A 25,320-nucleotide genomic window follows, 5' to 3' on the forward strand; every position below is an offset into this window, starting at 1 on the left:
CGACGCGGCCGGGGGAGTGCAGCCGGAGTCGGGGCTGCGGAGGACAGAGCCGGGGTCAGCGCGAGGCGCGACAGGCGGCGCTGCAGACGCGCGCCAGGTCGACGTGCAGGCGCGCCACGAGGGGAACGCCGCAGTCCGTCACCACCCGATCGTCCCACACCCGGGGGGCGTGCCGGTCAGCGCTCGGCGAGCAGCGCCCGGACGGCGGGCAGCAGCGGCCGGTCGGCGGGGATCCAGTCCAGTGCCTCGAGCTCGTCGGCGGGCAGCCAGCGCAGCTCGGAGTGCTCCAGGGCGACCAGCTCGCCGCCGGTGATGCGGCCCGCCCACACCCGCAGGGTCGAGGCCCCCGGCGTGCCCCCGGCGACCACCCCGTCCAGCGGCACCTCGCCGAGGAAGGCCCCGGGCGTGACGAGGACGCCCAGCTCCTCCCGGCACTCCCGGACCAGCGCCGCCCGTTCGGCCTCGCCGCGCTCCACCTTGCCGCCGGGGAACTCCCACAGGCCGGCCAGCCCGCCGGCGGCGCGCTGGGCGACGAGCACCCGGCGCCGGTCGTCGACCAGGGCCGCGCCCACGACCTGGGTGACGTCCAGTGCCCGCCGGGCGGCGGCCGCGGCGTAGGCGTCCAGGTGGGCGGTCATGGCCCGGGCGACCCGGCGGCGGTCCAGCGGCCGGCGCGGCGCCCACTCGACCCGCTCGTGCACCAGCGTGCCGGCCTCGGTGGCCACGAACTCCCGCGTGTGCACCAGGCCGGGTGCTGCGTAGACGTCGCGCTGGGGCCGCTCGGCGCTGACCTCGGTCAACGGGCGGGACCACGGCCGCCCCAGCGCACGGGCCACGTCGAAGGCGACGGTGAGCGGGGCCTCCACCAGAGTGGTGAAGCTCAGCTGCGGCACGCGGGCCAGCTTCCCAGATCCGGCAGGATGGGCTGCGTGCGCATCTCTGCCCGGGTCGACTACGCGGTCCGTGCCGCCGTCGAGCTGGCCGCCGTCGCCCCCGAGTCACTCACCTCCGACCGGATCGCGCAGGCGCAGGGCATCCCGGCGCGCTTCCTGCAGGCCATCCTCGGCGACCTGCAGCACGCCCGGCTGGTCACCAGCCAGCGCGGCCGGGAGGGCGGGTACCGGCTGGCGATGCCGCCCTCGGAGGTCTCCATCGCCCGGGTCATGCGCGTGGAGCAGGGGTTCCTGGCCGAGGTGCACGGCCAGCGGCCCGAGGACGTCGCCTACCCCGGCGCCGCGGGACCGCTGGCCTCGGTCTGGGTCGCCGCGCGCGAGGCCTACCGCCGGGTGCTGGAGAACGTCACCCTGGCCGACGTCGTCGCCGGGCGGATGCCGCCGGAGGTCGCCGAGATGATCGAGCTCGACAGCGCCTGGCGCTCCTTCGGCGTCGTCGCCGACCGGGACTGACCTCCGCTCCGTCCCACCCGGCTCAGCCGGCGGCGTTGCCGGTGACGTTCCAGCCGGCCAGCCGCAGCGCGGGCACGGCGACCCGGTTGTAGCCCATCGGCCCCATCAGCCGGGTCGGCTGCCCCTCGACCACGGAGCCGACGGTCACCGCCCCCGGGGCCAGTGCCTCCAGGTAGGACTGCGTGAACCGCAGCGTGCTCACCGGCGCCACGACCTGCCCGCCCTCGACCAGCCAGACCCCGTTGCGGGTCAGCCCGGTCCACACCGACCGCTTGGGGTCGACGGCGCGGGTGTACCAGAGGTCGCTGACCAGCAGGCCGCGGTCCAGCCCGGCCACGAGCTCGTCGACCGTCCCGCCGTCGCCGGGGGAGAGGGCCGGGTCACCGGCCACCGGGCCCCACGTGGAGGCGGCGTCCGAGCCGTGCCCGGACGGCGTCCGGCCCAGTGCCGCGGCGACCCGGGCGTCGGTGGTCAGACCCACCGGGATGCCGCCGCGCACCAGCTCGGTGCGGCCGGTCGGCGTCCCCTCGGTGTCGAAGGGCAGGCCGACGCCGGCGCGCGGGTCGTCGGCCAGGGTGACCGCGCGGTCGAACTGCTGCTCGCCCAGCCGCAGCCCCGAGGTGCCGTCGACGACGGCCTTGCCGTTGAACTGCCCGGACACCAGCCCGGCGACGACGTCGGTGACCGCGGCCGGCTCGAGCACCACGGAGTACACGCCCGGGTCGACGGGGACGGCGTCGACGCCGGCGCGGGCCTTGGCGCCGGCCCGCGCGCCGAGGACCGCGCAGTCCAGGTCGGCCAGCCGCCCGGTCATGGCGCGGGCCACGCCGTCGGCGCCGGAGAGCCGGGCGATGCCGTCGCCGATCGCCGACGTGGTGGCGCCGCGCAGGTGCCGGCCGGCGGTGTCGGCGAGCACCGTGGTCAGCGACGCGGTCTGCACGAAGCCCGCGGTGCTGAGCCCGCCGGCGGCCCCGACGAAGGCGGCGACGGCGGCCGCCCGCTCGTCGGGGGAGGCGTCGGCGGTCGCGGGGTCGAACGAGCCGTCCCAGGTGAGCGGCGCCGGGGTGCCGAGCCCGGGCCGGTCCGGGTCGCGCGGACGCAGCCGGGCCGCGGCGAGCGTGGCGGCCACCAGGTCGGCGAGCGCGTCGGGACGGCTGCGGGTGGTCGCCGCGGTCGCCGTCCGGCCGCCGTCGACGGTCAGCTGCAGGTGCACCGTGACCCGCTCGTCGGCGACGTTCTGGTGGATCGCGGAGTCGGCGAACCGGGTCAGCGCCAGCGCGGCCTGCTCCACGCGCACGGTCGCCTGCGCGTCGGGGCCGGCCTGCGCACGGACCTGGTCGAGGACCGCACCGGCGAGGGCGTCGAGGTCGGCGGTCACCCGCGCACCCCCACCCGGACGCCGGAGAAGCGGGCCGGCGCGGCGCCGTGCCCGGTGTGCCCGACCTGCCCGGGCTGGCCCTTGCCGCAGTTGGGCGTGCCCCACGCCCGCCACTCGCCCGGTGCCGCGCCGCCGAGCATGTCCAGCGACTGCCAGAACCGCGGCCCGATCCCGGTGTAGGAGGGGTTCCTCAGCATCCGTCCGCGCTCCCCGTCCTTGATCTCCCAGCCGATCTCGCAGCCGAACTGGAAGTTGAGCCGGCGGTCGTCGATCGACCACGACCGGTTGTGCTCCATCAGCACGCCGTCGTCGGTGGCGGCCACCATCTCCTCCAGCGTGTGCGGGCCGGGCTCCAGCCCCACGTTGGTCATCCGGACCATCGGCAGCCGGGCGTACCCGTCGGCGCGCACGGAGCCGGCGTAGGGGAGCCCGGCCACCGCGGCGGAGTCCCGGCCGGCCAGGACGCCGACCCAGATCCCGTCGCGGACGGCGTCCCGGGCGGTGGCCGGGGTGCCCTCGTCGTCGAAGCCGAAGCTGCCCAGCGCACCGGGGATGGTCGGGTCGATCGTGATGTTCATCAGCTCCGAGCCGAAGCGCAACGAGCCCAGCTGGGAGAGGTCCAGCCACGAGGTGCCGGCGAAGGCCGCCTCCCAGCCGAGGATGCGGTCGAGCTCGATGGCGTGCCCCACCGACTCGTGGATCTGCAGCGACATCTGCTCACCGCCCAGGATCAGCGTCGTGTCCCCGGAGGGGCACTGCGGCGCGGTGAGCAGCTCCTGGCACTCGGCGGCGATCCGGTCGGCGTGCGCGGGCAGGTCGATCTCACGCACCAGCTCCCAGCCGCGGGTGCCGTACTGGCCGCGGAACGCCGGGTAGGACCGGCGCTGGGTCTCCCCGTCGCCCATCGTCAGGCAGTGCATGCCGGCGCCGACCTCGCGCACGTGCTGGCCGATCCGCGCACCCTCGCTGGAGACGAACGCGGTGCGGGTGTCCCAGGCCTGGTACAGCGCCTCGGCGACGGCCACACCCGCCGCCCTCATCGTCGCGGTGACCCCGGTGAGCAGCGCGGCCTTCTCCGCCAGCGGGACGGCGAAGGGGTCCTCGAGGCACTCGCTGGACCAGCCGCCCTGCACCGCCGGGACGGCGACGAGCTCCATCGGCGGCCCCGGGACGGCGGCCGAGGCCCGGGCGATCGCGGTGGCCCGCGCGCCGGTGCGGCGGGCGTCGGCGTCCCCGGCCGGGTCGCCCAGGGCGGCGAAGCCCCAGGAGCTGCCCACCAGGGCGCGGACGCCGAGCCCGACCGACGCCGTCTGGTCCAGCGTGCGGACGTCGCCGTCCCGGGCGGTCATCGACTCGTGCCGCCGGTCGACCACCCGCGCGTCGGCGTAGCGGGCGCCGGCGGCGAGCGCGGCCTGCACGGCGGCCGCGGCGGTGTCGAACGCGGCGCCGTCCACGGCGGCCGGAACGGCGCCGAACGGGCTCATCTCATTAGCAGCGCTCATCATCACGGCCCATCCTGCGCCGTCGCGTCCCGGGGCACAACCGCCCCGGACGTGCGAGAGCGCCGCCCCCGACGGTCCGGGGGCGGCGCTCTCGACAGGCGGTCTCAGCGACCGCCGCAGGTCACTTGAAGACGTCCTTGACCTTCTCGCCGGCCTGCTTCACGTTGCCCGCGGCCTGGTCCTTCTGGCCCTCGGCCTGCAGGTCGCGGTTGTCGGTCGCGTCGCCGACGGCCTCCTTGCCCTGGCCGGACAGCTCCTGGGCCTTGTTCTTGATCTTGTCCACGGCACTCATGTGTCCTCCTCGGTCAGGCGGTTGTCGGGATGTGACTACCCCGGGCGCTCCCGGCCGACACACCCTGCCGACCGCCCGGCGGGAGGGCCTGCCTGGGAGGCCGTTGTGAGGCCCGCCATTTCGGCGGTGTTTCGGGTTCCGGACGGGCTCGTGACGGGAGGTAACAAAACGGTGACGGCCGTGGACTCACTCTTTCGGGTCTGCCTAGGGTTCGCCCGTCGCCCCTTGCTCGACAGCGTCCCGACAGCTGCTCGACAGGCGGTGTTCATGCAGTCCAGCCCAGTCCGCCCGGCGATCCCGGGTCGGTCAGACCTGAACGTCCCCCCGCGCTCCCGCGGGTCGGAGGAGGCAGTCGAACGTGAAGTTGAGCAAGCGCAGTGCAGTGCTCATCGCCACCGGGGTGACCGGCGCGATGGCGCTGGCGGCCTGTGGTGGCGGCGACGACAGCGGGAACGGTGGCGGCGAGAAGGCCGCCGGCGGTTCCGGTCGTGTCGTCTTCGGTGAGTCCACGGACTTCCCCGAGAACCTCTTCCCCCTGATCTCCGCCGGCAACGCCACCTCGGTGGCGAACATCTCGGCGCAGCTGCTGCCCCAGACCTTCGACGTCCAGCCGGACTTCTCGGTGACGTACAACAAGGACCTGCTGGCCTCCGAGCCGACCCTGTCCACCGACGGCGGCACGCAGGTGAACGTCTACCAGATCAAGCCCGAGGCGGTCTGGAGCGACGGCACCCCCATCACCGCCGAGGACTTCGAGTTCTCGTGGCAGATGCAGAAGAACTCCGACCCGGCGACCGGCGGCTGCGCCGACCTGCTCGGCACCACCGGCTACGACCAGGTCGCCTCGGTCGAGGGCAGCGGTGACGGCAACAAGACCGTGACCGTCACCTACACCAAGCCCTACGCCGACTGGCAGAGCATGTGGGCCGGTTCGTCCAACCCGGTCTTCCCGGCGCACCTGATGGCCCACAGCACCCCCGAGGAGCTGTGCTCCACGGTCGCTGCCGGCTGGCCGATCGCCGAGGGTCTGCCCAGCGACATCTCCGGCGGCCCCTGGCAGCTGAAGAAGGAGAACATCAACGTCGGTCAGCAGACCGTCACCCTGACCCCCAACGCCGCGTGGTGGGGCCAGCCGACCGGCCTGCAGGCCCTGGTCATCCAGAACATCGGCAACGACCCGACGACCGCCGTCCAGGCGCTCTCCAACCAGGAGATCGGGGTCATCTACCCGCAGCCGCAGCTGGACCTGGTGCAGCAGATCGAGGGCCTCGCGCCCAACGTCACCAGTGACGTGACCTTCGGCCTGTCCTTCGAGCACCTGGACTTCAACACCACCGACCCGCACCTGGCCGACCTCAAGGTGCGTCAGGCGTTCACCCGGGCGCTGGACCGCCAGCAGATCGTCGACCAGACCGTCGGCCAGTTCTCCGACGACGCCGAGGTGCTGGGCAACCGCATCTACTTCAACAACCAGCCGCAGTACCAGGACACCACCCCGGCTGAGTACAAGACCCAGGACACCGCGGGTGCCAAGCAGCTCCTCGAGAGCGACGGCTACACCCTCGGCGCCGACGGGATCTACACCCACCCGACGCGTGGTCGCCTGTCCATCAAGATCGACACCACGGTGAACAACCCGCTGCGCCAGACCACGATCGAGGTCATGATCCCGCAGCTGAAGGCCGCCGGCATCGAGGCGTCCTTCAACGGCAACCCGGACATCTTCAAGGGTCCGGAGTCCCCGAACAGCCTGGTCGGCGGTGGCTTCCAGGCCGCTGTCTTCGCCTGGGTCGGCTCGCCGTTCCGTGGCTCCACGCAGTCGATCTACGAGACCCCGGCCGCGCCGGACTCGGTCGGTCAGAACTACAGCCGTCAGGGCACCCCTGAGATCGACGCCCTGTTCGCCCAGTTCCAGACCACGCCCGACCCCGACGCGCAGGCCGTGATCGGCAACCAGATCGACGCGCTGCTCTGGGGTCAGGTGGCCACCGTGCCGCTGTACCAGAAGCCCACGTTCATCGCCCACCAGAGCACCATCAACGGCGTCGTGGACAACTCCACGCAGTCCGGCCCGCTCTGGAACGCCAGCACGTGGACGGTGCAGTGACCCGTCCGGCCCTGCCGGACCGAGCACCGCACCTGTAGCACCGCACGACCTGCACCACCGCACCACCGCACGACCCCGGTCCGGCGCCGCCCGCTGAGGCGGCGCCGGGTCCGGACACACCGCGGCCCCCAGGTCACCCTGGGGGCCGCGGTGCGTCCGGACCGGATGTGTCAGGGCTGTGTCGCCCTCGTGTCCCTCCGGCACCGCCGGGGGCGCGGTCCCCGTGCTCGCCGTGCGGCCCCTGGGCGCCGGCTGTGCCGCACCCGGACAGTCCTCGCTGTACCTGGTCGCTCCCGCCGGACGACTTCCGCTGTCGGCGTAAGGTTCCCGCATGTTCTTCTTCACGATCCGACGGATCCTGGCCTCCGTCTTCGTGTTGTTCGCCAGCTCGTTCCTGGTGTTCGCGCTCTGTGCGGCCAGCTTCGACCCGCTCGCGAAGTACTACACGCGACAGCCGCTGCCCTCCCCGGAGTTCTTCGAGAACCTCAAGGAGCAGCTGGGCCTCAACGACAGCTTCATCGTCCGGTACTTCCGCTGGCTGGGTCACGCGCTCACCGGCGACCTCGGCAACACGCTCAACGGCACGCCGGTCACCGACCAGCTGCTGCCCCGCCTGGCCGTCACCGGGCGGATGATCATCGCCGCCGTCGTCATCGCGGTCGTGCTGGCGATCATCGTCGGCGTCATCGGCGCCGTCCGGCAGTACAAGGCCTCGGACTACGTCTTCACCTTCATCGCCTACACGCTGATCGCCCTGCCGGTCTTCTGGTTCGCCGCCCTGCTCAAGGAGTTCGTGGCCGGCGGCGTGAACGACCTGTTCGGCAGCCAGGTGCTCTACACGATCGGCGAGGAGACCCCCGGGATCGGTGCCTACGGCACGACCTCGGAGATCTGGGGCGACCGGCTCGGGCACCTCGTGCTGCCCACGGTCAGCCTGGCGCTGCTGACGTTCGCGGCATGGAGCCGCTTCCAGCGGGCCGCCATGCTCGACGTCCTGGGTTCGGACTACATGCGCCTGGCCCGAGCCAAGGGCCTCACCTACCGGCGCACCGTCCTCAAGCACGGCCTGCGCAACGCCCTCATCCCGCTGACCACGGTCGTGGCGCTGGGCATCGGGACGCTCTTCGGTGGTGCGGTCATCACCGAGACCGTCTTCGTCTGGCACGGCATGGGGGAGTACCTCATCAGCAGCGGCATCGAGCAGGAGGACATCAACGTCGTCCTGGGCTGGCTGCTGGTCAGCGCGGTGTTCGTCGTGCTCTTCAACCTGATCGCCGACATCCTCTACGCGGTCCTCGACCCGCGGATCCGACTGGGCTGAGCAGCCCGCCCCCCGCTCAGCGACCAGACACCTAGGACGGACCATGGCCACCACGCAAGCGACCACCGACACCGCCGGGGCCACCCCGCCCGGACAGTCGGGCTCCGCCCGGACCGGCAACGTCGAGCGCGAGTTCGGCGTCCAGGCGCGCAGCCAGCGCCAGCAGATCATCCGGCGGTTCCTGCACGACAAGGTCGGCATGACCGGCCTGACGATCTTCCTGCTGCTGCTCGTCTTCGGCTTCATCGGGCCGCTGGTCGACGGCAAGGACTACGCCACGCAGAACCAGAACGCCCAGTCGCTGTCCCCGGGCAAGGGCGGCTACCTGCTCGGCAGCGACGCCATCGGCCGCGACCTGCTCGCCGGCCTCATGCAGGGCGTGCAGCGCTCGCTGTTCATCGTGCTGCTGTTCGTCGTCATCGCCTTCCCGCTCGGGCTGATGATCGGTGCGCTGGCCGGCTACTTCGGCAAGTGGCTCGACAGCGTGCTGATGCGCGTGGTCGACCTGATCCTCACCGTGCCGCTGCTGGTCGTGCTCATCGTCGTGGCCAGCAACTTCCCCAGCTCCCGCACCCCGCTGGGCGTCGGCATCATCCTGGGACTCTTCGGCTGGATGGACCTCGCCCGCATCGTGCGCAGCCAGTTCCTGTCGCTGCGGGAGAAGGAGTACGTCGAGGCCGCGCACGCCATGGGCGCCTCGAACGCGCGGATCATCTTCCGGCACCTGATCCCCAACACCCTGGGGTCGCTGATCGTCTGGACGACGCTGGCCGCGGCCAACGCGATCATCCTCGAGGCGTCGCTGACCTACCTGGGCTTCGGTGTCAACGCAGCCAACGAGACGTCCCTGGGCCGCCTGGTGTCCGAGGGCGTGCAGGCCGCGAGCACCCGACCCTGGCTCTTCTACTTCCCCGGCATCACCCTGCTGATCATCGTGCTGTCGATCAACCTGATCGGCGACGGCATCCGGGACGCCTTCGACCCGAGCAACCGCCGCGTGCGGGCCTGACAGAACAGTGACGGAGACCCCCATGTCCACCCCTGGGTCCCACGGCGCCACCGCCGTCTCCTCCTCGGGGACGCTGAGCCAGGCGCCCGGGAAGCAGAGCCGCAACACCAGCCTGCCGGGCTTCGACGCCTCGGCGCCGCTGCTGGAGGTGACCGACCTCAACGTCCGCTTCCCCACCGAGGACGGGCTGGTCCACGCCGTCCGCGGCGTCGACTACACGCTCCGCTCCGGTGAGGTGCTGGGCATCGTCGGCGAGTCCGGCTCCGGCAAGTCCGTCACCTCGCTGGCGGTCATGGGCCTGCTGCCCGGCTCCGCCCGGGTCACCGGCTCGGTCAAGTACCGCGGTCAGGAGCTGCTGGGCCAGAACGACCGCAGCCTGTCGCGCGTGCGCGGCAAGGGCGTGTCGATGATCTTCCAGGACCCGATGACCTCGCTGGACCCGGTGTACAAGATCGGTGCCCAGATCCAGGAGACCCTGCGGGTCCACGACCGGTCGCTGTCGTCCAAGGCCGCCGAGGCGCGCGCGGTCGACCTGCTCGAGCTCGTCGGCATCCCCAACGCCCGCGACCGCGTGCACTCCTACCCGCACGAGTTCTCCGGCGGCATGCGCCAGCGCGTGGTCATCGCCATCGCCATGGCCAACCAGCCCGAGGTGATCATCGCCGACGAGCCGACCACGGCCCTCGACGTCACCGTCCAGGCCCAGATCCTCGAGGTGCTGCAGACCGCCCTCACCGAGACCGGCGCCGCGATGGTCATGATCACCCACGACCTCGGGGTCGTCGCCGGCATCGCCGACCGCGTGCTGGTCATGTACGCCGGCCGCCCGGTCGAGATCGGCAGCGTCGACGACATCTACTACGAGCCGCGCATGCCCTACACGCTCGGGCTGCTGGGCTCCCTGCCGCGCGTGGACTCCACGAGTCGCGAGCGGCTCACGCCCATCACCGGCTCCCCGCCCTCGCTGCTCAACATGCCGCCCGGCTGCCCGTTCGCGCCCCGCTGCCCGCTGCACATCGCCGCGTGCGACGAGGCCGAGCCCGAGCGCTTCCAGGTCGGCCCCGGCCACACCGCCGCCTGCATCCGCACCGAGCAGGTCGAGCGTGCGCACGGGCACGCCGCGGAGGTCTTCAGCGAGACCGCCGACGACTCCGTGCTGGCCACCGAGGCCGTGCCGGTCGACCTCGCCGTCGCCGAGGGCGGGCGTGACCTCGACGCCCCGGGCACCCCGCCGGGCGACCAGGTCGCTCCCGGCGCCGGCACCACCGGCGGCACCGGCAGCCTGATCAGCTCCCCGACGAGCCCCACGAACGGAGACCGGGCATGAGCGCCCCCACCACCGAGCGCACGGCCGACGGCGCCCCCGACCGCGGCGAGCCCATCCTGTCCGTCCGCGGGCTGGAGAAGCACTTCCCGATCAAGGGCGGTGGGCTGATCAAGCGCACCGTGGGCGCGGTCCGGGCCGTCGACGGCGTGGACCTGGACCTCTACCCCGGCGAGGTGCTGGGGCTGGTCGGTGAGTCCGGCTGCGGCAAGTCCACCACCGGGCGCGCCATCCTGAACCTGCAGCCGGCCACCGCCGGTTCGGTCAAGTTCCAGGGCCGCGAGCTCGTCGGACTGGACCGCAAGGCCATGCGCCCGCTGCGCCGGGACATCCAGCTGGTCTTCCAGGACCCCTACGCCTCGCTGAACCCGCGGCTGCCCGTCTTCGACATCGTCGCCGAGCCGCTGGTCATCCACGGGCTCACCAAGGACGACAAGGAGCTGCGCTCCCGCGTCCGCGAGCTCGTCGAGACCGTCGGGCTCAACCCCGAGCACACCAACCGCTACCCGGCCGAGTTCTCCGGCGGGCAGCGGCAGCGCATCGGCATCGCCCGCGCGCTGGCCCTGCAGCCCAAGGTGCTGGTGCTCGACGAGCCGGTGTCGGCCCTGGACGTGTCGATCCAGGCTGGCGTCATCAACCTGCTCGAGGACCTCAAGAACGAGATGGACCTCAGCTACCTGTTCATCGCCCACGACCTGTCGGTGGTGCGGCACATCTCCGACCGGGTCGCGGTCATGTACCTGGGCCGGATCATCGAGATCGCCGAGCGCGACGAGCTGTTCAGCCGCCCCGCGCACCCCTACACGCAGGCGCTGCTCTCGGCGATCCCGCTGCCCGACCCCCGCCGCGAGCGGGCCCGTCAGCGGATCATCATCACCGGCGACGTGCCCAGCCCCGCCAACCCGCCCTCGGGCTGCCGGTTCCGCACCCGCTGCCAGAAGTTCGCCAACGTCCTCAACGACGGCGAGCGGGAGATCTGCATGACCGTGGACCCGGCGCTCGAGACCCGCGGCACCGGGCACCTCAACGCCTGCCACTACGCGGAGGCCACGTCTGTCTTGTGATCCTGGCGGATCACACCGCGGCCAGGAGCCGTGCCCACGTGCGATGAGACGCTCGCTCCGCTCGCGCACTGCAGCGCGACTGCGCAGCTCTCCGGTCGGTCCTCGCGTGTTCGTCGGGTCCGGGCAGGACCCTCCGGGTCCGTGCCCGGACCCGACAGCTCGCTGCGCTCGCGTCCGTGGGTGGCGTGGGGTGCGGGCGTTGGTCGAGGTCACGGTCTAATTGCCGTGTGACCGCACCTCCCCGCCGGCTGCTGTTCGTGCACGCCCACCCTGACGACGAGACGATCAACAACGGGGCCACGATGGCCCGGTACGTCGCCGAGGGGGTCCAGGTCACCCTGCTCACCTGCACGCTGGGGGAGGAGGGGGAGATCCTGGTGCCGGAGCTGGCCCAGCTGGCCGCCGACGGTGCGGACCAGCTCGGCGGGTACCGGATCGGTGAGCTGTCGGCCGCGATGGCGGCGCTGGGGGTCACCGACCAGCGGTTCCTCGGCGGGGCCGGGCACCACCGCGACTCCGGGATGATCGGCACCCCGGCCAACGACCGGCCCCGCGCGTTCTGGCGGGCCGACCTGGACGAGGCGATCGCGCAGGCGGTCGCCGTCGTCCGGGACGTGCGGCCGCACGTGCTGGTCACCTACGACGAGGTGGGCGGGTACGGGCACCCCGACCACGTGCAGGCCCACCGGGTGGCGATGGCGGCGGTCGACGCCGCCGCCGACCCGGCCCACCGTCCCGACCTGGGCGGGGCCTGGGCGGTGCGGAAGGTCTACTGGAACGCGATGCCCCGCTCGGTCGTGCAGCGCGGCATCGAGGCGCTCACCGCGCTCGGGGACGAGGCGCCCTTCACCCCGCTCGGCGAGCTCGACGACGTGCCGTTCGCCGTCGCCGACGACGTGGTCACCACCGAGGTCGACGGACGCCGGTACACCGCGGCCAAGGTGGCGGCGCTGCGCGCGCACCGCACCCAGGTCGTCGTCGACGAGCCGTTCTTCGCGCTGTCCAACGGCCTGGGGCAGGAGGTCCTGGCCGTCGAGCACTACCGCCTGGTGCGCGGCGCCCGGGGCCCGGCCGGCTTCAACGCGCACGGCTGGGAGGACGACCTGTTCGCCGGCCTGGACGACGGCAGTGCCTCGGCGGTGTCCGGGTGAGGGCGCTGCAGCTGGTGGGGTGGGCCGTCGCTGCGGTGGCCGTCGCGGTGTGGCTCGCGCTGGTCGAGGTGCTCTGGCTGCCCTGGCGGGTCGGCGGTGTGCCGGTGCCGGTCTCGGTGGTCGCCGCGGTGGCCGGCAACCTGCTGCTGGTCGGCGCGGCCCACCGGCTGTCCGGCTCGCGGCTGGTGGCGGCCCTGCCCGCGCTGGCCTGGCTGGGGGTCGCGCTGGCCGCGGCGTCCCGGCGCCCCGAGGGCGACCTGCTGCTGCCCGGCGGGAACGCGGTCACCCAGACGTTGAACCTGGGCTTCCTCTTCCTGGGGGTGGTGTCCGCCGCCCTCGCGATCGGCCGCGTGCTGGGTTCTCCGCCGGTCAGGCGGGCCCGCGCCGGTACCAGTAGCGGTGCTGCTCGATGAGCCCCGCCCGGCGGTAGAGCTCGCGCGCGGGGGCGTTGTCCTCGGTCACCTGCAGGTACACCGAGTGCCCGCCGCGCTCGACGGCCCAGCCGCGCAGCGCGTCCAGCAGCGCGGTCGCCAGCCCCTGCCGGCGGTGCCCGGGGTCCACGTTCACCGCGGCGACCCCCAGCCACCCGTCGGTCAGCACCCCGCGGGCGACGGCGACCGGCGGGCCCGGGGACGGGCAGACGGCGGCGAACACGACGTCCTCGGCGGAGGTGAGCACCGACCGGGCCGCGGGCGGCAGCGCGCCGCCACCGGAGTAGGCGGCCAGCCACGCCTCGTCCGGGGTGGGGGAGAGCTCCACGGGGGCCGCCGGCGCCGGGGCGGTGCCCAGCGGTGCGGTGAGCATCAGCACGGTGTCGCTCCGCTCCCAGCCAGCGGCGGCGAACGCCGCGTCGGCGCGCCGGGCCTGCACGCCGGGCAGCATGGCGCGGGGGGCCAGGCCGCGGTCGGTGTACCAGCGGGCCACGGCCGTCACCGCCTCGGCCGGCGGGAGCCCGGGGTCGCCGACCACCAGGGCAGAGTTGGCCCGGCCGGTGAACCCGCCCGCGGCACGTAGCAGCCACTCGCCCAGCTGCTCCTCCTCCTGCGCCCGCCAGCCCCGCGCGGCGAGCCGCTGCAGGTCCGCGACGCCCAGCGATGACCGTGCCTGTCCCATGGGGGAGATCCTGCGCCCGGCGTCCGGGAGCCCGTCGCAGCGGGTCCCGCCCACCCGTCGCGCCCGCACGAGGGGTGCCGGGTGATACTTGGGCCGTTCGATCGCACCCCTGGCCCGCCAGGGAAACCGCTCTCGGAGGAACCCCGTGACCTACGTCATCACCCAGGCCTGCGTCGACGTCCTCGACAAGGCGTGCATCGACGAGTGTCCGGTGGACTGCATCTACGAGGGCGACCGGATGCTCTACATCCACCCCGACGAGTGCGTCGACTGCGGTGCCTGCGAGCCGGTCTGCCCGGTGGAGGCCATCTACTACGAGGACGACGTCCCGGACAAGTGGAAGGACTTCTACAACGCCAACGTGGAGTTCTTCTCCGACCTGGGCAGCCCTGGCGGTGCGGCCAAGACCGGCAAGATCGACAAGGACCACCCGCTGGTCGCCGCGCTCCCGCCGCAGGGCGAGGGGCACTGAGCGCGGTCCGGCTGCCGGACTTCCCCTGGGACTCGCTCGCCGCAGCCCGCGCCCGCGCTGCTGAGCACGACGGCGGCGTGGTCGACCTGTCGATCGGCACGCCGGTCGACCCGACCCCGCCGCTGCTGGGCGAGGCGCTGGCCGCGGCCGGTGACGCCCCGGGGTACCCGACGGCCCTCGGGACCGCCGACGTGCGCCGGGCCGCGGCCGGGTGGCTCTCGCGCCGGCTGGGCGTCGAGCTCGCCGACCCGTTCGGTGCCTACCCGTCGGTGATCCCGACGGTGGGCTCCAAGGAGCTGGTGGCCCTGCTGCCCACGCTCCTCGGGCTGTCCGGCTCCGGCACCGTGCTGATCCCCGAGGTCGCCTACCCGACCTACGAGGTCGGTGCGGTGGTCGCCGGCCTCTCCGTGCTGCGCACCGACACCCCGCCGGAGTCCCCGGGGGACGCCGTCCTGGTCTGGCTGAACTCCCCGGGCAACCCGCACGGGCGGGTGCTCACCGACGACCAGCTGCGCGCCTGGGTCACCTGGGGGCGGGCACACGGTGTGCCGGTCGTCGCCGACGAGTGCTACGTCGAGCTGGGCTGGGACGTCGCGCCGCGGTCGGTGCTGCACCCGGCGATCGCCGGGGACGACCACACCGGCCTGTTGGCGGTGCACTCGCTGTCCAAGCAGTCGACCGCGGCCGGCTACCGCGCCGGGCTGCTGTCGGGTGACCCCGCGCTGGTCCGCCGCGTCTGGGAGACCCGCCGGCACCTGGGCCTGCTCGTGCCCACCCCGGTGCAGGCGGCGATGGCCGCGGCACTGGCCGACGACGCGCACGTGGACGTCGCACGCGAGCGCTACCGGGGCCGCCGCGACCGGCTGGCCGCCGCGGTGCGCGCTGCGGGTGCCCGCATCGACCACTCCGAGGCCGGGCTCTACCTCTGGGTGACCCGCGACGAGGACTGCTGGACGACGATCGACTGGCTCGCCGGGCTGGGCGTCGTGGCCGCCCCGGGCAGCTTCTACGGCCCTGCCGGTGCCCGGCACGTCCGGATGGCGCTTACCGCCACCGACGAGCGCATCGACGCCGCCGTCACCCGCCTCGCGGGCTGACGGCGGCGCCGCGGCCGGTCAGTCCGCGCTGACCTGGTGGCGGAAGCGGTCGCGCGTCACGTGCAGGTCCCACAGCAGCCCGGCCAGGACGTCGGGGTCCTTCTCCGGGTCACCGGCGACGATCTTGCCGCCGATGACCAGCTGGGACACCTGGATGCCCTCCTCGCCGAGCACCTCGTGCAGCAGCTGGGCGTAGGCGGCCTGCCCGGCGAAGGCGACCGACGTCCCCGTGACGTTGCGTCCCGGCGTCACCGCCGAGCCGCCGTTCACGAACAGGATCGTGCCCCGGTTCTCGCCCAGGAAGCGCATCCCCGGCAGCACCTGGTGGACGGCGGCGACCGGACCGTAGATCGAGAACTCGACCGGCCCGACCAGGTCGGCCGGGGTGGTCTCCAGCACCGGGCGCATGAAGTCCTTCTGCGGCAGCGGGCTGTACTGCAGCACCTCGATCGGGCCGAGGACGGCGGTCACCTGCTCCAGCGCCCGGGTGACCGAGGCGGGGTCGCGGACGTCGGCGGCGAAGCCCTGGGCGTGCACGCCGTCGCGGCGCAGGTCCTCGGCCAGGGCGTCGACGCGGGCCTGGGAGCGGGAGAGGAGGCCGACGGAGAAGCCCTCGGCGCCGAACCGGCGGGCGACGGCCGCCCCGAGTCCGGAGCCGGCGCCGATGATCGCGATGGAGGTCATGTCAGGGTGCAAGCCCGCGCCCCCGTGATCGCTTCCCGCGGGGGCCGGCACCACGGCGCCGGCCCCCGGGACGGTCAGCGGTGCAGCGAGGCCATGCCCGTGGGTGCGTACCGGTCGCCCGCGGCCACGCCGACCGGGGCGGCCGCCTCGATGGAGGCCAGCTCCTCGGTCGTGAGCGTGATGTCGACGGCGGCCGCGTTCTCCTCCAGGTTGGCGATGCGCCGGGTGCCCGGGATCGGCACGACGTCCTCGCCCTGGGCCAGCACCCAGGCCAGCGCGAGCTGGCTGGGCGTGACGCCCTTGTCCTCCGCGATCGCCACGACCCGGTCGAGCACCTCGAGGTTCTTGGTGAAGTTCTCGCCCTGGAAGCGCGGGGAGGTGCGGCGGAAGTCGCCCTCCTCGAAGTCCTCGACCGAGCGGTACTTGCCGGAGAGGAAGCCGCGGCCCAGCGGGGAGTAGGGCACGAACCCGATGCCGAGCTCGCGGACGGTGGCCAGCACGCCGTTGTCCTCGACGTCCCGGGTGAACAGCGACCACTCGGTCTGCACGGCGGTCAGCGGGTGCGTGGCGTGGGCGCGGCGGATGGTGTCCGGGGCGGCCTCGCTGATGCCGACGTAGCGCACCTTGCCCGCAGCGACCAGCTCGCCGAGGGCACCGAAGGTCTCCTCGACCGGGGTGTCGGGGTCGACGCGGTGCTGGTAGTAGAGGTCGATGACGTCGATGCCCAGCCGCTGGAGCGAGCCGTCGACGGACTTGCGGACGTACTCCGGACGGCCGTTGTTGCCGCCCGTGCGCACGCCGTCGTCGTCGAGCTCGTTGCCGAACTTGGTGGCCAGCACGATCTCGTCGCGGCGCTCGGCCAGCACGCCGGAGAGCAGCCGCTCGTTGGTCAGGGGGCCGTAGACGTCGGCGGTGTCGAGGAGGGTGATGCCCAGGTCCAGGGCGCGGTGCAGGGTGGCGGTCGACTCGGCGTCGTCGAAGGCGCCGTACCAGGCGCTCATGCCCATGCAGCCCAGGCCCTGGGCGGAGACGGTGAGGCCCTGCTGTCCGAGTGTGCGGGTGTCCATGACCTGCTCCTCCCCGCCGCCGGGGAGGTGGCAAACCCGTCAGAGGGTGAGCTGCACCGTGAGCACCCCGGGGTCACCGGAGCCGTCGGCCCAGCCGCCCTCCGCCGTCCACTCCCAGCCGGCGTAGCGGATCGAGGCCAGCTGCAGCCGGGAGGCGTGCGCCACCGCCCAGCTCGCGGCCGGCCAGCCCTCCCCGGGCACGGTGATGCTCCCGCCGAGGTGGGCCTGCGCGGGGCCGGCCTCGCGGCGCAGCGCGTCGACGACCACCGCGGTGCGCGGGTCGACCGCGCCGGAGGCCTCGTCGGGACGGTAGGTGCAGGTCAGCTGCCCCGGCTGGTCGGACAGCAGGGCCCCGGCGAGCGCCGTCGCCATCGGCTCCCACTGCTGGTACGCCTCGGGGAAGCCGCTGCGCTGCACCGCCTGGGCGACGTCGGTGAGCCGGCCGGTCTCCCAGTCGGGCACCTCGACCAGGCCGTCGAGGAACTTCCCGGTGGCGTACACCGGGTCCTGCACCTGGGCCTCGGAGCCCCAGCCCTGCGACGGGCGCTGCTGGAACAGGCCGAGGGAGTCGCGGTCGCCGTGGTCGAGGTTGCGGATCCGGGACTCCTGCTGGGCGGTGGCCAGCGCGATCACCGTGGCCCGCGGCGGCAGGCCCCGCGAGCGGGCGACGGCGGCGATGGTGGCGGCGTTGGCGGCCTGCTCGGAGGACACCCGCACGTCGGAGCCGGCGACGGTGCACTCGGTGGACACGGCCGACGATCCTCCTCCGCCCACCGACACGACCACCACGGTGACCAGCACGGCCAGCAGCACCAGCAGCAGCCGGAGCGGCGCGGACCCGGGCGGGCGGGACGCCGGCCGGGCCGGTGGCCGTCGGCCCACGACCGTGCTGCCAGCCACTCGCCGATGGTAAGGGGCCAGGGCCTGCCGACCGCGGACGACGGCGCCCGCGCGGCGGCGTCAGTTGGCGTGCAGTGCGGCGTTCAGGCTGCCCCAGTCGCCGTTGCGCGCCACGGCCTCCAGCGCCCCGGAGACCGAGTTGCGCCGGAACAGCAGCCCGTCGCGCCCGGACAGCTCGGCGGCCTTGACCACCGTGCCGTCGGGCAGGGCGACCTTGGACCCGGCGGTCACGTAGCAGCCGGCCTCCACCACGCAGCCGTCGCCCAGGGAGATCCCGATGCCGGAGTTCGCGCCGAGCAGCGTGCCCTCGCCGATCGAGACGACCTGCTTCCCGCCACCGGACAGCGTGCCCATGATCGAGGCGCCACCGCCCACGTCGGAGCCGGCGCCGACGACCACGCCGGCGCTGATCCGGCCCTCGACCATGGAGGCGCCCAGCGTCCCGGCGTTGTAGTTGACGAACCCCTCGTGCATGACGGTGGTGCCCTCGGCCAGGTGCGCACCCAGCCGCACCCGGTCGGCGTCGGCGACCCGCACGCCGGAGGGGAGGACGTAGTCGACCATCCGCGGGAACTTGTCCACGCCGAACACGGTCACCTGCCCGTGGGCGGCGCGCAGCAGGGCGCGGCGGGCGGGCGTGAGGTCGGTGCCGAGCACCGGGCCGGCGCTGGTCCAGGCCACGTTGGCCAGCAGCCCGAAGACGCCGTCCAGGTTCGTGCCGTGCGGGCGCACGAGCCGGTGCGAGAGCAGGTGCAGCCGCAGGTACACGTCGTGGGCGTCGACCGGGGGAGCCGAGAGGTCGGCGACGGTGGTGGCCACCGCGACCACCTGCACGCCGCGGGCGTCGTCGGTGCGCACCAGGCCGGAGTACTCGGGGCCGAGCAGGCCGGTCAGCTCCTCGACGCCGATCTGCTGGGTGCCGGTCTCGCCCTGGTCGGCGCTGCTGAGCGCAGGGGCGGGGAACCAGGTGTCCAGGACGGTGCCGTCTCCGGTCACGGTGGCCAGGCCCACACCGTTGGCGCCGGTGGTCTGCTCGCTGCTCGTCACGGCCCCCACGCTACCGAGCAGGTCAGGCCAGCAGGATCGCAGGCAGCGGCGTCCCGGCGGCCAGGAACGCCAGCACCTGGGCCTCCTGCGGCTGCACGGGGTGCGGCAGCGCGGTGAGCGGGAACCACTCCAGGCCGGCGTTCTTGCCCGGCTCGGCCACCCGCGGGTCGCCCGACCAGCGCCGCGCGGCGAAGAAGAAGTCCACCCGCTGCTCGATCTGCCCGGCACCCGGGGCGACCCGGTGGACGGCGGTCAGCGGCTGCAGGTCGGCCGGGTCGAGCTCGACGTCGGCCTCCTCCCGCACCTCGCGGACGGCGGCGGCGACGGCGGTCTCCTCGGCCTCGACGTGCCCGGCCAGGCTCGCCCAGTGCCCGTCCATGTAGCCGGTGCCCTGCCGCAGGTGCAGCAGCACCTCGGTGCCGCCGTCGGCGCCGTCGCGGAGGAGGAACACGTAGGACGACGGGATCAACAGGCTCCGGGGCACCGCACCACGGTAGGCGCCGGGCACAGCCCGTCCGGCCTGCCTGCAGGGACCCGCGCCGCGCGCAGCGTGGGGTGGGGGGCAGGCAGGTCCCTTCACTACGCTCGGGCGTCGTGAGCCCCGACCAGCCGCTGCCCGCGCTCGACCTGACCGCCGACGTCCTGACCCTGACCCGCGCGCTGGTCGACGCCCCGTCGGTGTCGGGCACCGAGGGGCCGCTGGCCGACGCGGTGGAGGCGGCGCTGCGCGCCCTCGGCGGCCTGGAGGTGCTCCGGGTCGGCGACACCGTGCTGGCCCGCACGAACCTCGACCGCGACTCCCGGATCGTGCTGGCCGGGCACCTGGACACCGTGCCGATCGCGGACAACCTGCCCAGCCGGCTGGAGACCGTGGACGGCGAGGAGCGGCTCTACGGCTGCGGGACGTCGGACATGAAGGCCGGCGACGCGGTCATGCTGCGGCTGGCCGGCCGCTTCGGCGTCCCCGGGGCCGAGCCCGCCCGCGACCTCACGTTCGTCTTCTACGACAACGAGGAGGTCGAGGCGGTGCGCAACGGCCTCGGCCGGGTGGCCCGGGAGCACCGCGGCTGGCTGTACGGCGACCTGGCGATCCTGATGGAGCCCACCGACGGCGCCATCGAGGGCGGCTGCCAGGGCACGCTGCGCGTGGTGCTGACTGTGCCGGGCAAGCGCGCTCACAGCGCCCGGTCGTGGCTCGGCGTCAACGCCGTCCACGGTGCGGCCGGGGTGCTGGCCACCCTCGCCGCCTACGAGGCGCGCGAGGTCGACATCGACGGGCTGCGCTACCACGAGGGCCTCAACGCCGTGCGCATCGAGGGCGGGGTCGCCGGCAACGTCGTCCCCGACGAGTGCCGGGTGACGGTCAACTTCCGCTTCGCCCCCGACCGGGACGAGGACGACGCCGTGGCGCACGTGCGCGAGGTGTTCGCCGACGCGCTGGCCGCCGGGGTGACCTTCGAGGTCACCGACCTGTCCGGCGGCGCGCTGCCCGGGCTGGGCGAGCCGGCCGCCGCCGCGTTCCTGGCCGCCGTCGGGCAGCCGGCCCGGGCCAAGCTGGGCTGGACCGACGTCGCACGGTTCGCCGCCTTCGGCATCCCGGCGCTCAACTACGGCCCGGGCGAGCCGAACCTGGCGCACCAGGTCGGCGAGTACACCCGGGTGGACCGCCTGCAGCCGGCCGAGGACGCGCTGGTCGCCTACCTGACCGAGACCGACACGGGGAGCAACGCATGAGCCAGCCCGAGGACGCCCGCCGCCGGCCGATCCGGCACCGCGGCCCGATCGCCCTGCGCGGCGCGGACCCCGCCAACGCCGGGACGACGACCGACCAGCGGCTGCTGGACCGGCGGGGCGACAGCGGCTTCGTGCACACCGACCCGTGGCGGGTGCTGCGGATCCAGGCCGAGTTCGTCGAGGGCTTCGGGCTGCTGGCGGAGCTGCCGCGCGCGGTGAGCGTGTTCGGCAGCGCCCGCACCCCGCGCGACTCCGAGTACTACGAGGTCGGCGTGCAGCTGGGCGCCGCGCTGGCCGAGGCCGGCTACGCGGTGATCACCGGCGGCGGCCCCGGCGCGATGGAGGCGGCCAACAAGGGCGCCTGCGAGGCCGGGGGCATGTCGGTCGGGCTGGGCATCGAGCTGCCGTTCGAGCAGGAGCTCAACGAGTGGGTCGACGTCGGCGTGCTCTTCCGCTACTTCTTCGTGCGCAAGACGATGTTCGTCAAGTACGCGCAGGCGTTCGTGATCCTGCCCGGCGGCTTCGGCACCCTCGACGAGCTGTTCGAGGCCCTCACCCTGGTGCAGACCCGCAAGGTCACCCGCTTCCCGGTCATCCTCTTCGGCAGCGCCTACTGGTCGGGGCTGATCGACTGGATCCGGGACACGATGGTCGCCGAGGGCACCGTGAGCCCCGGCGACCTCGACCTGCTGCACGTCACCGACGACATCGCCGAGGCGGTGGCGGTGATCCAGGCCGCTGACGCCGCGCGGGAGCAGGCCGCCGCCGAGCCGCCGCCCGGGACGCCGGTGCCCGACCCCGCCCCGGTCGACGACTGACGTGGCCGGGCTGGTCTTCGTCCTCGGGCTGGTCGTCGTCGGCGGCCTGCTCTTCCTCGGCGCCTCGCTGCTGCTCGGCCGCGGCGAGAGCCAGCCCCCCGCGGTGCCGGGCCGCTCGCCGGTCGAGCTGCCTGACGACCGGCCGGTGGTCGCCGACGACCTCCGGGCGCTGCGCATCTCGGTGGCGTTCCGCGGCTACCGGATGACCGAGGTCGACTGGCTGCTGGACCAGCTCGGCCAGGTGCTCGACGAGCGCGACACCGAGCTCGCGCAGCTGCGGGCCCGCCTGGAGGATCACCGGGGGCAGCCGGCGGCGGCGGGAGCGCACGCCGCACGGCATCCTGTCGAGGAGCACGGCACCGACGCGCACGACCCCGACGACGAAGGGCGGACCGGTGCCTGAACTGGTGCTGCAGGTGGACACGGAGGCCTCGCCGGAGCAGGCGTGGGCGGCGCTGGTCGACTGGGACCGGCAGGGCGAGTGGATGCTGCTCACCGACGTGCGCGCCGGCGCCCAGGGCGGTCAGGGCGTGGGCGGTGAGCTGGCGGCGGTCACCGGGGTGAAGCTCCCGGGCCTGAAGCGGCTGGGCGTGCTGGACACCATGCTGATCACCCGCTGGGACGAACCCCGCCGGGTCGACGTGCGGCACACCGGCCGCGTCGTCCGCGGCACGGGCACCTTCGAGCTGCGTCCGCGCACCGGCGGTGGCTCGACCTTCGTCTGGACCGAGGGCCTGGACCTGCCGTTGGGCGTGCTCGGCCGGCTCGGCTGGCCGCTGGTGAAGCCGCTGTTCGCGGCCGGCGTCCAGCTGTCGCTGCGCCGCTTCGCCATCTACGCGGCGGCGTACCCGCACTGAGCCGTCAGGCCGGGACGGCGGCGAGCTCCGCCGAACGCACGGCGGCACGGGACACGTACCACTGCCGCCACAGCACCGCGGCGACCAGCAGGTGCACGACCGTGCCACCGTTGTACATCAGCTCCGCACCCTCCGCGGCGCGCGTCGTACCGGCCGGCGGGTGCGCGTACAGCGTCTTCGCGAGCACGTCGTGGGCGGCCGCGCCGGCCGCCAGCGCGACCGCCCGGGCGGCCACACCCCGCCGGTGCGGTGCTGGGTCCAGCGCGAGCACGGCGGCGGTGGCCAGCCAGCCGGTGAGCAGCACGTGCACCGAGACCAGCGCGTGCAGCCCGGGGGAGTGGACCATCGCGGTGAGCAGCCCGGTGCCGTAGAGCACCCACAGCCCGGCTGCGTTGAGCGCCACGGCGACGAACGGGTCGCCGAGCACCCGCAGCGGCGCGCTGCGCAGCACCCGGCTCAGCCGCCGGGCCCCGAGCAGCGGCAGCGTCCGCAGCGCCAGGGTGACCGGCCGGGCGAGCACCAGCAGCAGCGGCGCGACCATGCCCAGCAGCAGGTGACCGGCCATGTGCGCGCGCAGGTCGCCGTGCGCGGTGGCCGGCGGCCCGGTCAGCGCGACGAGGACGCAGGCCAGCCCGCCGAGCCAGGCCACCGAGCGCCCGACCGGCCACCGCGCCCGGTCCCGCAGGACGGGCACCAGGTGGGCGGCGCCCAGGTACACCGCGGCCGCGAGGACGCAGGCCAGCACGGTCACGCCGCAGCCCGCCCCCGGCGCAGCAGCAGGAGGACGCCGGCCAGCAGCACCAGCACACCCGCGCCGGTCCAGGCCAGGTCGTAGCCGGTGAGGTCGACGCCGTAGCGCACCTGGTGCAGCCGCAGCAGCTTGTGCTGGACCACGCCGTCCCAGGTCTGGAACGCACCGGCGCCCACCAGCACCGCCCCCCACCAGGCGGCCGGGGCGAAGGCGGCCCGGCGGCGGACGTCGGCCAGCAGGGCCAGCCCGGCCACCGTCGCCGACCAGGTGGCCGCGTGCAGCAGGCCGTCGGAGACCAGCCCGGCGGTGCTGGTGGACCGGTCGTAGAAGTGGTGCCAGTGCAGCAGCTGGTGGAACACGATCTCGTCGACCGCGCCGGCCGCGCCCAGCCCCAGCAGCAGCCCGGACACCAGCAGGCGCCGCCGGTCGGACGTCGGCCGGTCGTGCTGCGGTGCGGTCACGAGGGCTCCGTCGTCGAGGTGCGGTGTCGTCCGGGGGTGGGGCCGGCCCAGTCTCGCTGCCCGCCGTCCCGGCGCGGGAAACCCGGCGCCATGATGGCGCGGTGACGGGCGAGGGGGAGCGGGCGTGAGCCGGCGCGGGTGGGTGCTGTTCGTCGCGCTCTCGGTGATCTGGGGCGTGCCCTACCTGCTGATCAAGGTGGCGGTCGGGGAGTTCTCCCCGGTGGTCGTCGTGTTCGGGCGCTGCGTGATCGGCGCGGCCCTGCTGCTGCCGTGGACGCTCGCCCGCGGCCGGCTCGGCCCGGCGCTGCGGGCGCACTGGCGGGCGCTGCTGCTGTTCACCGTGCTGGAGATGACCGCCCCGTGGCTGCTGCTGTCGTGGGCGGAGACCGAGCTGTCCTCCTCGCTGACCGGGCTGCTGGTGGCCGGCGTGCCCTTCGTGGCCGCGCTGACCGCCCGGCTGGCGGGGGAGGAGGAGCGGCTGTCCCCGGTGCGGCTGGTCGGCATGGCGGTCGGGGTCGTCGGCATCGCCGTCCTGCTCGGCCTGGACGTCGGCGGCGCGCAGCTGGGGCCGCTGCTGGCCGTGGCGCTGGTCGTCGTCGGGTACGCGACCGCGCCGATGGTGATCAGCCGCCGGCTCTCCGACGTCCCGGGTGTGACCGCCAGCGCCTTCGCGCTGGTGGCGACCGCGGTGGTCTACGCGCCGTTCGCCGTCCCGCGGCTGGGTGCCGCGGTCCACGCCCCGGCCGGTGCCTGGGCGGCGCTCGTCGTGCTGGGCGTGGTGTGCACCGCGGCGGCGCTGGCGCTGTTCTTCGCCCTGATCCGCGAGGCCGGTCCGCAGCGGGCGCTGGTGATCACCTTCGTCAACCCGGCGGTCGCGGTGGGGCTCGGCGTCCTGCTGCTCGACGAGCCGTTCACGCTCGGGCTGGCGGTCGGGCTGCCGCTGGTGCTCCTCGGCTGCGTGCTGGCCACCCGCCGCAGCCCCGCCCCGGCGGGCACCGCGGACGAGGCCGCCGAGGTCCCGGCCGCCCGCCCGTGACCGTCTTCCTCGTCGGCGGCGGCCCCGACACCGCCGGCCCCGGGCTGGTCGCGCCGTTCCTGGCCGAGGTCCGCGCGGCCGCCACCGGCCGGGCCCGGGTGGCGGTGCTGCTGTGCGGCCCGGCACACCGCACCTGGCGGCAGCTGCCCGCCGCCCGGCGGGTCCTGGCCGACGCCGCCGTGGACCTGCGGCCGGTGCACCTGCGGGCGGGGCGGCCGGTGCCCGCGGCCGCGCTCGCCGGGGTCGGCGGCGTCGTCGTCGGGGGCGGGGTGCCGGGTGCGTACCTGGCGTCCCTGGCGCCGGTGGCCGCCGAGGTGGCCGCCGCGGTCGCCGCCGGCACGCCCTATCTCGGCTTCTCCGCCGGCGCGATGGTCGCCGCGCGCACCGCGCTGCTCGGCGGGCACCGGTCGGGCGGGCGCGAGGTCTGCCCGGCGGGCTGGTCGGAGGGGCTGATGCCGGTGACGGTCGCCCCCGGGCTCGGCCTGGTCGGCTTCCCCGTCGACGCGCACACCGCCGCCGCCGGCACGCTGGGCCGCACGGTCGCCCTGGTCGACGCCGGCACGGCCCCGGTCGCCGCCGGGATCGACGAGGGCACCTGCCTGGCCCTCCCGGTCGGCGCGCAGGACCCCGCCGACGGCGTGGTCACCGGCTCGGGCGGCGTGTGGACCGTCCGCCGGGGCGGCGACGGGGCGGTGGTCACGGTCCGCTCCGGGCGGGACGCGGGCTAGC

The 25,320-nt window shown here is 74.4% G+C and carries 28 protein-coding genes; 16 read left to right on the forward strand and 12 right to left on the reverse strand.

Annotated features, from left to right (window positions below):
• Positions 1–176: 176 nt before the first annotated feature.
• Positions 177–893 carry a (deoxy)nucleoside triphosphate pyrophosphohydrolase gene (locus KUM42_RS15040; RefSeq protein WP_237493335.1) on the reverse strand — a complete coding sequence of 239 codons (717 nt, stop codon included), beginning with the start codon at positions 891–893 and terminating at the stop codon, positions 177–179.
• Positions 894–920: 27 nt separating this feature from the next.
• On the opposite strand from KUM42_RS15040, the gene KUM42_RS15045 reads away from it, so the two are divergent.
• Positions 921–1,406: an Rrf2 family transcriptional regulator gene (locus tag KUM42_RS15045; protein ID WP_237493336.1), complete on the forward strand. Its 486-nt coding sequence runs from the start codon at positions 921–923 to the stop codon at positions 1,404–1,406.
• Positions 1,407–1,428: 22 nt separating this feature from the next.
• Here the strand turns inward: KUM42_RS15045 and KUM42_RS15050 are convergent, their stop codons facing one another.
• From KUM42_RS15050 to KUM42_RS15060, 3 genes are all read right to left on the reverse strand, one after another.
• Positions 1,429–2,784, reverse strand: a complete 1,356-nt coding sequence (locus KUM42_RS15050; RefSeq protein ID WP_237493337.1) for a metallopeptidase TldD-related protein — start codon at positions 2,782–2,784, stop codon at positions 1,429–1,431.
• Complete coding sequence (locus tag KUM42_RS15055; protein ID WP_237493338.1) at positions 2,781–4,286, reverse strand: TldD/PmbA family protein; 1,506 nt, start codon at positions 4,284–4,286, stop codon at positions 2,781–2,783. Before KUM42_RS15055 ends, KUM42_RS15050 begins: the two co-directional genes overlap by 4 nt.
• A gap of 121 nt (positions 4,287–4,407) precedes the next feature.
• Positions 4,408–4,578: a CsbD family protein gene (locus KUM42_RS15060; RefSeq protein ID WP_237493339.1), complete on the reverse strand. Its 171-nt coding sequence runs from the start codon at positions 4,576–4,578 to the stop codon at positions 4,408–4,410.
• 358 nt (positions 4,579–4,936) lie between these two features.
• Here KUM42_RS15060 and KUM42_RS15065 point away from each other — a divergent pair, with 358 nt between their 5' ends.
• From KUM42_RS15065 to KUM42_RS15095, 7 genes are all read left to right on the forward strand, one after another.
• Positions 4,937–6,685, forward strand: coding sequence for an ABC transporter family substrate-binding protein (locus KUM42_RS15065; RefSeq protein WP_237493340.1), 1,749 nt, complete (start codon positions 4,937–4,939; stop codon positions 6,683–6,685).
• A gap of 331 nt (positions 6,686–7,016) precedes the next feature.
• Positions 7,017–8,006 carry an ABC transporter permease gene (locus KUM42_RS15070; protein WP_237493341.1) on the forward strand — a complete coding sequence of 330 codons (990 nt, stop codon included), beginning with the start codon at positions 7,017–7,019 and terminating at the stop codon, positions 8,004–8,006.
• A 43-nt stretch (positions 8,007–8,049) separates the two neighbouring features.
• Positions 8,050–9,015 (forward strand): ABC transporter permease, encoded by a 966-nt coding sequence (locus KUM42_RS15075; RefSeq protein WP_237493342.1) that lies wholly within the window; start codon positions 8,050–8,052, stop codon positions 9,013–9,015.
• 22 nt (positions 9,016–9,037) lie between these two features.
• Positions 9,038–10,342: an ABC transporter ATP-binding protein gene (locus KUM42_RS15080; protein ID WP_237493343.1), complete on the forward strand. Its 1,305-nt coding sequence runs from the start codon at positions 9,038–9,040 to the stop codon at positions 10,340–10,342.
• Positions 10,339–11,403 (forward strand): ABC transporter ATP-binding protein, encoded by a 1,065-nt coding sequence (locus KUM42_RS15085; RefSeq protein WP_237493344.1) that lies wholly within the window; start codon positions 10,339–10,341, stop codon positions 11,401–11,403. Before KUM42_RS15080 ends, KUM42_RS15085 begins: the two co-directional genes overlap by 4 nt.
• A gap of 227 nt (positions 11,404–11,630) precedes the next feature.
• A complete protein-coding gene (mshB, locus tag KUM42_RS15090) occupies positions 11,631–12,554 on the forward strand; it encodes an N-acetyl-1-D-myo-inositol-2-amino-2-deoxy-alpha-D-glucopyranoside deacetylase (RefSeq protein WP_237493345.1) in 924 nt (307 codons plus the stop codon).
• Positions 12,551–12,967: a hypothetical protein gene (locus KUM42_RS15095; RefSeq protein WP_237493346.1), complete on the forward strand. Its 417-nt coding sequence runs from the start codon at positions 12,551–12,553 to the stop codon at positions 12,965–12,967. The genes mshB and KUM42_RS15095 overlap by 4 nt, the downstream gene beginning before the upstream one ends.
• On the opposite strand, the gene KUM42_RS15100 is transcribed toward KUM42_RS15095, so the two are convergent.
• The gene (locus KUM42_RS15100) at positions 12,924–13,667 is read right to left on the reverse strand and encodes a GNAT family N-acetyltransferase (RefSeq protein WP_237493347.1); all 744 of its coding nucleotides are present in this window, start codon (positions 13,665–13,667) and stop codon (positions 12,924–12,926) included. The two genes, KUM42_RS15095 and KUM42_RS15100, sit on opposite strands and share 44 nt — an antisense overlap.
• A 145-nt stretch (positions 13,668–13,812) precedes the next feature.
• Between KUM42_RS15100 and fdxA the strand changes: the two genes are divergently transcribed.
• Together fdxA and dapC are read left to right on the forward strand one after the other, a co-directional pair.
• Positions 13,813–14,139, forward strand: a complete 327-nt coding sequence (gene fdxA / locus KUM42_RS15105) for a ferredoxin (RefSeq protein WP_163611556.1) — start codon at positions 13,813–13,815, stop codon at positions 14,137–14,139.
• Positions 14,140–14,150: 11 nt separating this feature from the next.
• Positions 14,151–15,236 (forward strand): succinyldiaminopimelate transaminase, encoded by a 1,086-nt coding sequence (gene dapC / locus KUM42_RS15110; RefSeq protein ID WP_304610772.1) that lies wholly within the window; start codon positions 14,151–14,153, stop codon positions 15,234–15,236.
• An 18-nt stretch (positions 15,237–15,254) separates the two neighbouring features.
• Here the strand turns inward: dapC and KUM42_RS15115 are convergent, their stop codons facing one another.
• The 5 genes from KUM42_RS15115 to KUM42_RS15135 all read right to left on the reverse strand — a co-directional run bounded on the left by KUM42_RS15115 (position 15,255) and on the right by KUM42_RS15135 (position 19,418).
• The gene (locus KUM42_RS15115; protein WP_237493348.1) at positions 15,255–15,920 is read right to left on the reverse strand and encodes an SDR family NAD(P)-dependent oxidoreductase; all 666 of its coding nucleotides are present in this window, start codon (positions 15,918–15,920) and stop codon (positions 15,255–15,257) included.
• A gap of 74 nt (positions 15,921–15,994) precedes the next feature.
• The gene (locus KUM42_RS15120; RefSeq protein ID WP_237493349.1) at positions 15,995–16,987 is read right to left on the reverse strand and encodes an aldo/keto reductase; all 993 of its coding nucleotides are present in this window, start codon (positions 16,985–16,987) and stop codon (positions 15,995–15,997) included.
• A gap of 39 nt (positions 16,988–17,026) precedes the next feature.
• The gene (locus tag KUM42_RS15125; RefSeq protein WP_237493350.1) at positions 17,027–17,887 is read right to left on the reverse strand and encodes a hypothetical protein; all 861 of its coding nucleotides are present in this window, start codon (positions 17,885–17,887) and stop codon (positions 17,027–17,029) included.
• A gap of 60 nt (positions 17,888–17,947) precedes the next feature.
• Entirely contained in the window at positions 17,948–18,934 is a 987-nt protein-coding gene (gene dapD, locus KUM42_RS15130; protein ID WP_237493351.1) for a 2,3,4,5-tetrahydropyridine-2,6-dicarboxylate N-succinyltransferase, read from the reverse strand.
• A 22-nt stretch (positions 18,935–18,956) separates the two neighbouring features.
• Positions 18,957–19,418 carry an NUDIX domain-containing protein gene (locus KUM42_RS15135; RefSeq protein ID WP_237493352.1) on the reverse strand — a complete coding sequence of 154 codons (462 nt, stop codon included), beginning with the start codon at positions 19,416–19,418 and terminating at the stop codon, positions 18,957–18,959.
• A 110-nt stretch (positions 19,419–19,528) separates the two neighbouring features.
• On the opposite strand from KUM42_RS15135, the gene dapE reads away from it, so the two are divergent.
• Genes dapE through KUM42_RS15155 form a run of 4 tightly spaced genes read left to right on the forward strand, consistent with a single transcriptional unit; the run spans position 19,529 to position 22,343 of the window.
• Positions 19,529–20,668 (forward strand): succinyl-diaminopimelate desuccinylase, encoded by a 1,140-nt coding sequence (dapE, locus tag KUM42_RS15140; RefSeq protein ID WP_237493353.1) that lies wholly within the window; start codon positions 19,529–19,531, stop codon positions 20,666–20,668.
• The gene (locus tag KUM42_RS15145; RefSeq protein WP_237493354.1) at positions 20,665–21,486 is read left to right on the forward strand and encodes a TIGR00730 family Rossman fold protein; all 822 of its coding nucleotides are present in this window, start codon (positions 20,665–20,667) and stop codon (positions 21,484–21,486) included. Before dapE ends, KUM42_RS15145 begins: the two co-directional genes overlap by 4 nt.
• A gap of 1 nt (position 21,487) precedes the next feature.
• Positions 21,488–21,889, forward strand: a complete 402-nt coding sequence (locus KUM42_RS15150) for a DivIVA domain-containing protein (RefSeq protein WP_237493355.1) — start codon at positions 21,488–21,490, stop codon at positions 21,887–21,889.
• Positions 21,882–22,343, forward strand: coding sequence for an SRPBCC family protein (locus tag KUM42_RS15155; RefSeq protein WP_237493356.1), 462 nt, complete (start codon positions 21,882–21,884; stop codon positions 22,341–22,343). The genes KUM42_RS15150 and KUM42_RS15155 overlap by 8 nt, the downstream gene beginning before the upstream one ends.
• Positions 22,344–22,347: 4 nt before the next feature.
• Here the strand turns inward: KUM42_RS15155 and KUM42_RS15160 are convergent, their stop codons facing one another.
• Together KUM42_RS15160 and KUM42_RS15165 are read right to left on the reverse strand one after the other, a co-directional pair.
• Positions 22,348–23,094: a cytochrome c oxidase assembly protein gene (locus KUM42_RS15160; protein ID WP_237493357.1), complete on the reverse strand. Its 747-nt coding sequence runs from the start codon at positions 23,092–23,094 to the stop codon at positions 22,348–22,350.
• Entirely contained in the window at positions 23,091–23,555 is a 465-nt protein-coding gene (locus KUM42_RS15165; RefSeq protein ID WP_237493358.1) for a DUF2243 domain-containing protein, read from the reverse strand. Before KUM42_RS15165 ends, KUM42_RS15160 begins: the two co-directional genes overlap by 4 nt.
• Positions 23,556–23,679: 124 nt before the next feature.
• Here KUM42_RS15165 and KUM42_RS15170 point away from each other — a divergent pair, with 124 nt between their 5' ends.
• Together KUM42_RS15170 and KUM42_RS15175 are read left to right on the forward strand one after the other, a co-directional pair.
• Positions 23,680–24,591: a DMT family transporter gene (locus KUM42_RS15170; RefSeq protein WP_237493359.1), complete on the forward strand. Its 912-nt coding sequence runs from the start codon at positions 23,680–23,682 to the stop codon at positions 24,589–24,591.
• Complete coding sequence (locus KUM42_RS15175) at positions 24,588–25,319, forward strand: hypothetical protein (protein ID WP_237493360.1); 732 nt, start codon at positions 24,588–24,590, stop codon at positions 25,317–25,319. The genes KUM42_RS15170 and KUM42_RS15175 overlap by 4 nt, the downstream gene beginning before the upstream one ends.
• Position 25,320: the final 1 nt, after the last annotated feature.

Origin of the sequence: Modestobacter sp. L9-4, from assembly GCF_019112525.1 — a bacterium.
Classification (GTDB): Bacteria; Actinomycetota; Actinomycetes; order Mycobacteriales; family Geodermatophilaceae; genus Modestobacter.

Excerpts from the sequence above, each read along its gene's own strand:
- KUM42_RS15045 (WP_237493336.1), top strand. The coding sequence starts at position 921 with ATGGGCTGCGTGCGCATCTCTGCCCGGGTCGACTACGCGGTCCGTGCC.
- KUM42_RS15055 (WP_237493338.1), bottom strand. The coding sequence starts at position 4,286 with ATGAGCGCTGCTAATGAGATGAGCCCGTTCGGCGCCGTTCCGGCCGCC.
- KUM42_RS15060 (WP_237493339.1), bottom strand. The coding sequence starts at position 4,578 with ATGAGTGCCGTGGACAAGATCAAGAACAAGGCCCAGGAGCTGTCCGGC.
- KUM42_RS15070 (WP_237493341.1), top strand. The coding sequence starts at position 7,017 with ATGTTCTTCTTCACGATCCGACGGATCCTGGCCTCCGTCTTCGTGTTG.
- KUM42_RS15075 (WP_237493342.1), top strand. The coding sequence starts at position 8,050 with ATGGCCACCACGCAAGCGACCACCGACACCGCCGGGGCCACCCCGCCC.
- KUM42_RS15080 (WP_237493343.1), top strand. The coding sequence starts at position 9,038 with ATGTCCACCCCTGGGTCCCACGGCGCCACCGCCGTCTCCTCCTCGGGG.
- KUM42_RS15085 (WP_237493344.1), top strand. The coding sequence starts at position 10,339 with ATGAGCGCCCCCACCACCGAGCGCACGGCCGACGGCGCCCCCGACCGC.
- KUM42_RS15100 (WP_237493347.1), bottom strand. The coding sequence starts at position 13,667 with ATGGGACAGGCACGGTCATCGCTGGGCGTCGCGGACCTGCAGCGGCTC.
- KUM42_RS15115 (WP_237493348.1), bottom strand. The coding sequence starts at position 15,920 with ATGACCTCCATCGCGATCATCGGCGCCGGCTCCGGACTCGGGGCGGCC.
- KUM42_RS15120 (WP_237493349.1), bottom strand. The coding sequence starts at position 16,987 with ATGGACACCCGCACACTCGGACAGCAGGGCCTCACCGTCTCCGCCCAG.
- KUM42_RS15145 (WP_237493354.1), top strand. The coding sequence starts at position 20,665 with ATGAGCCAGCCCGAGGACGCCCGCCGCCGGCCGATCCGGCACCGCGGC.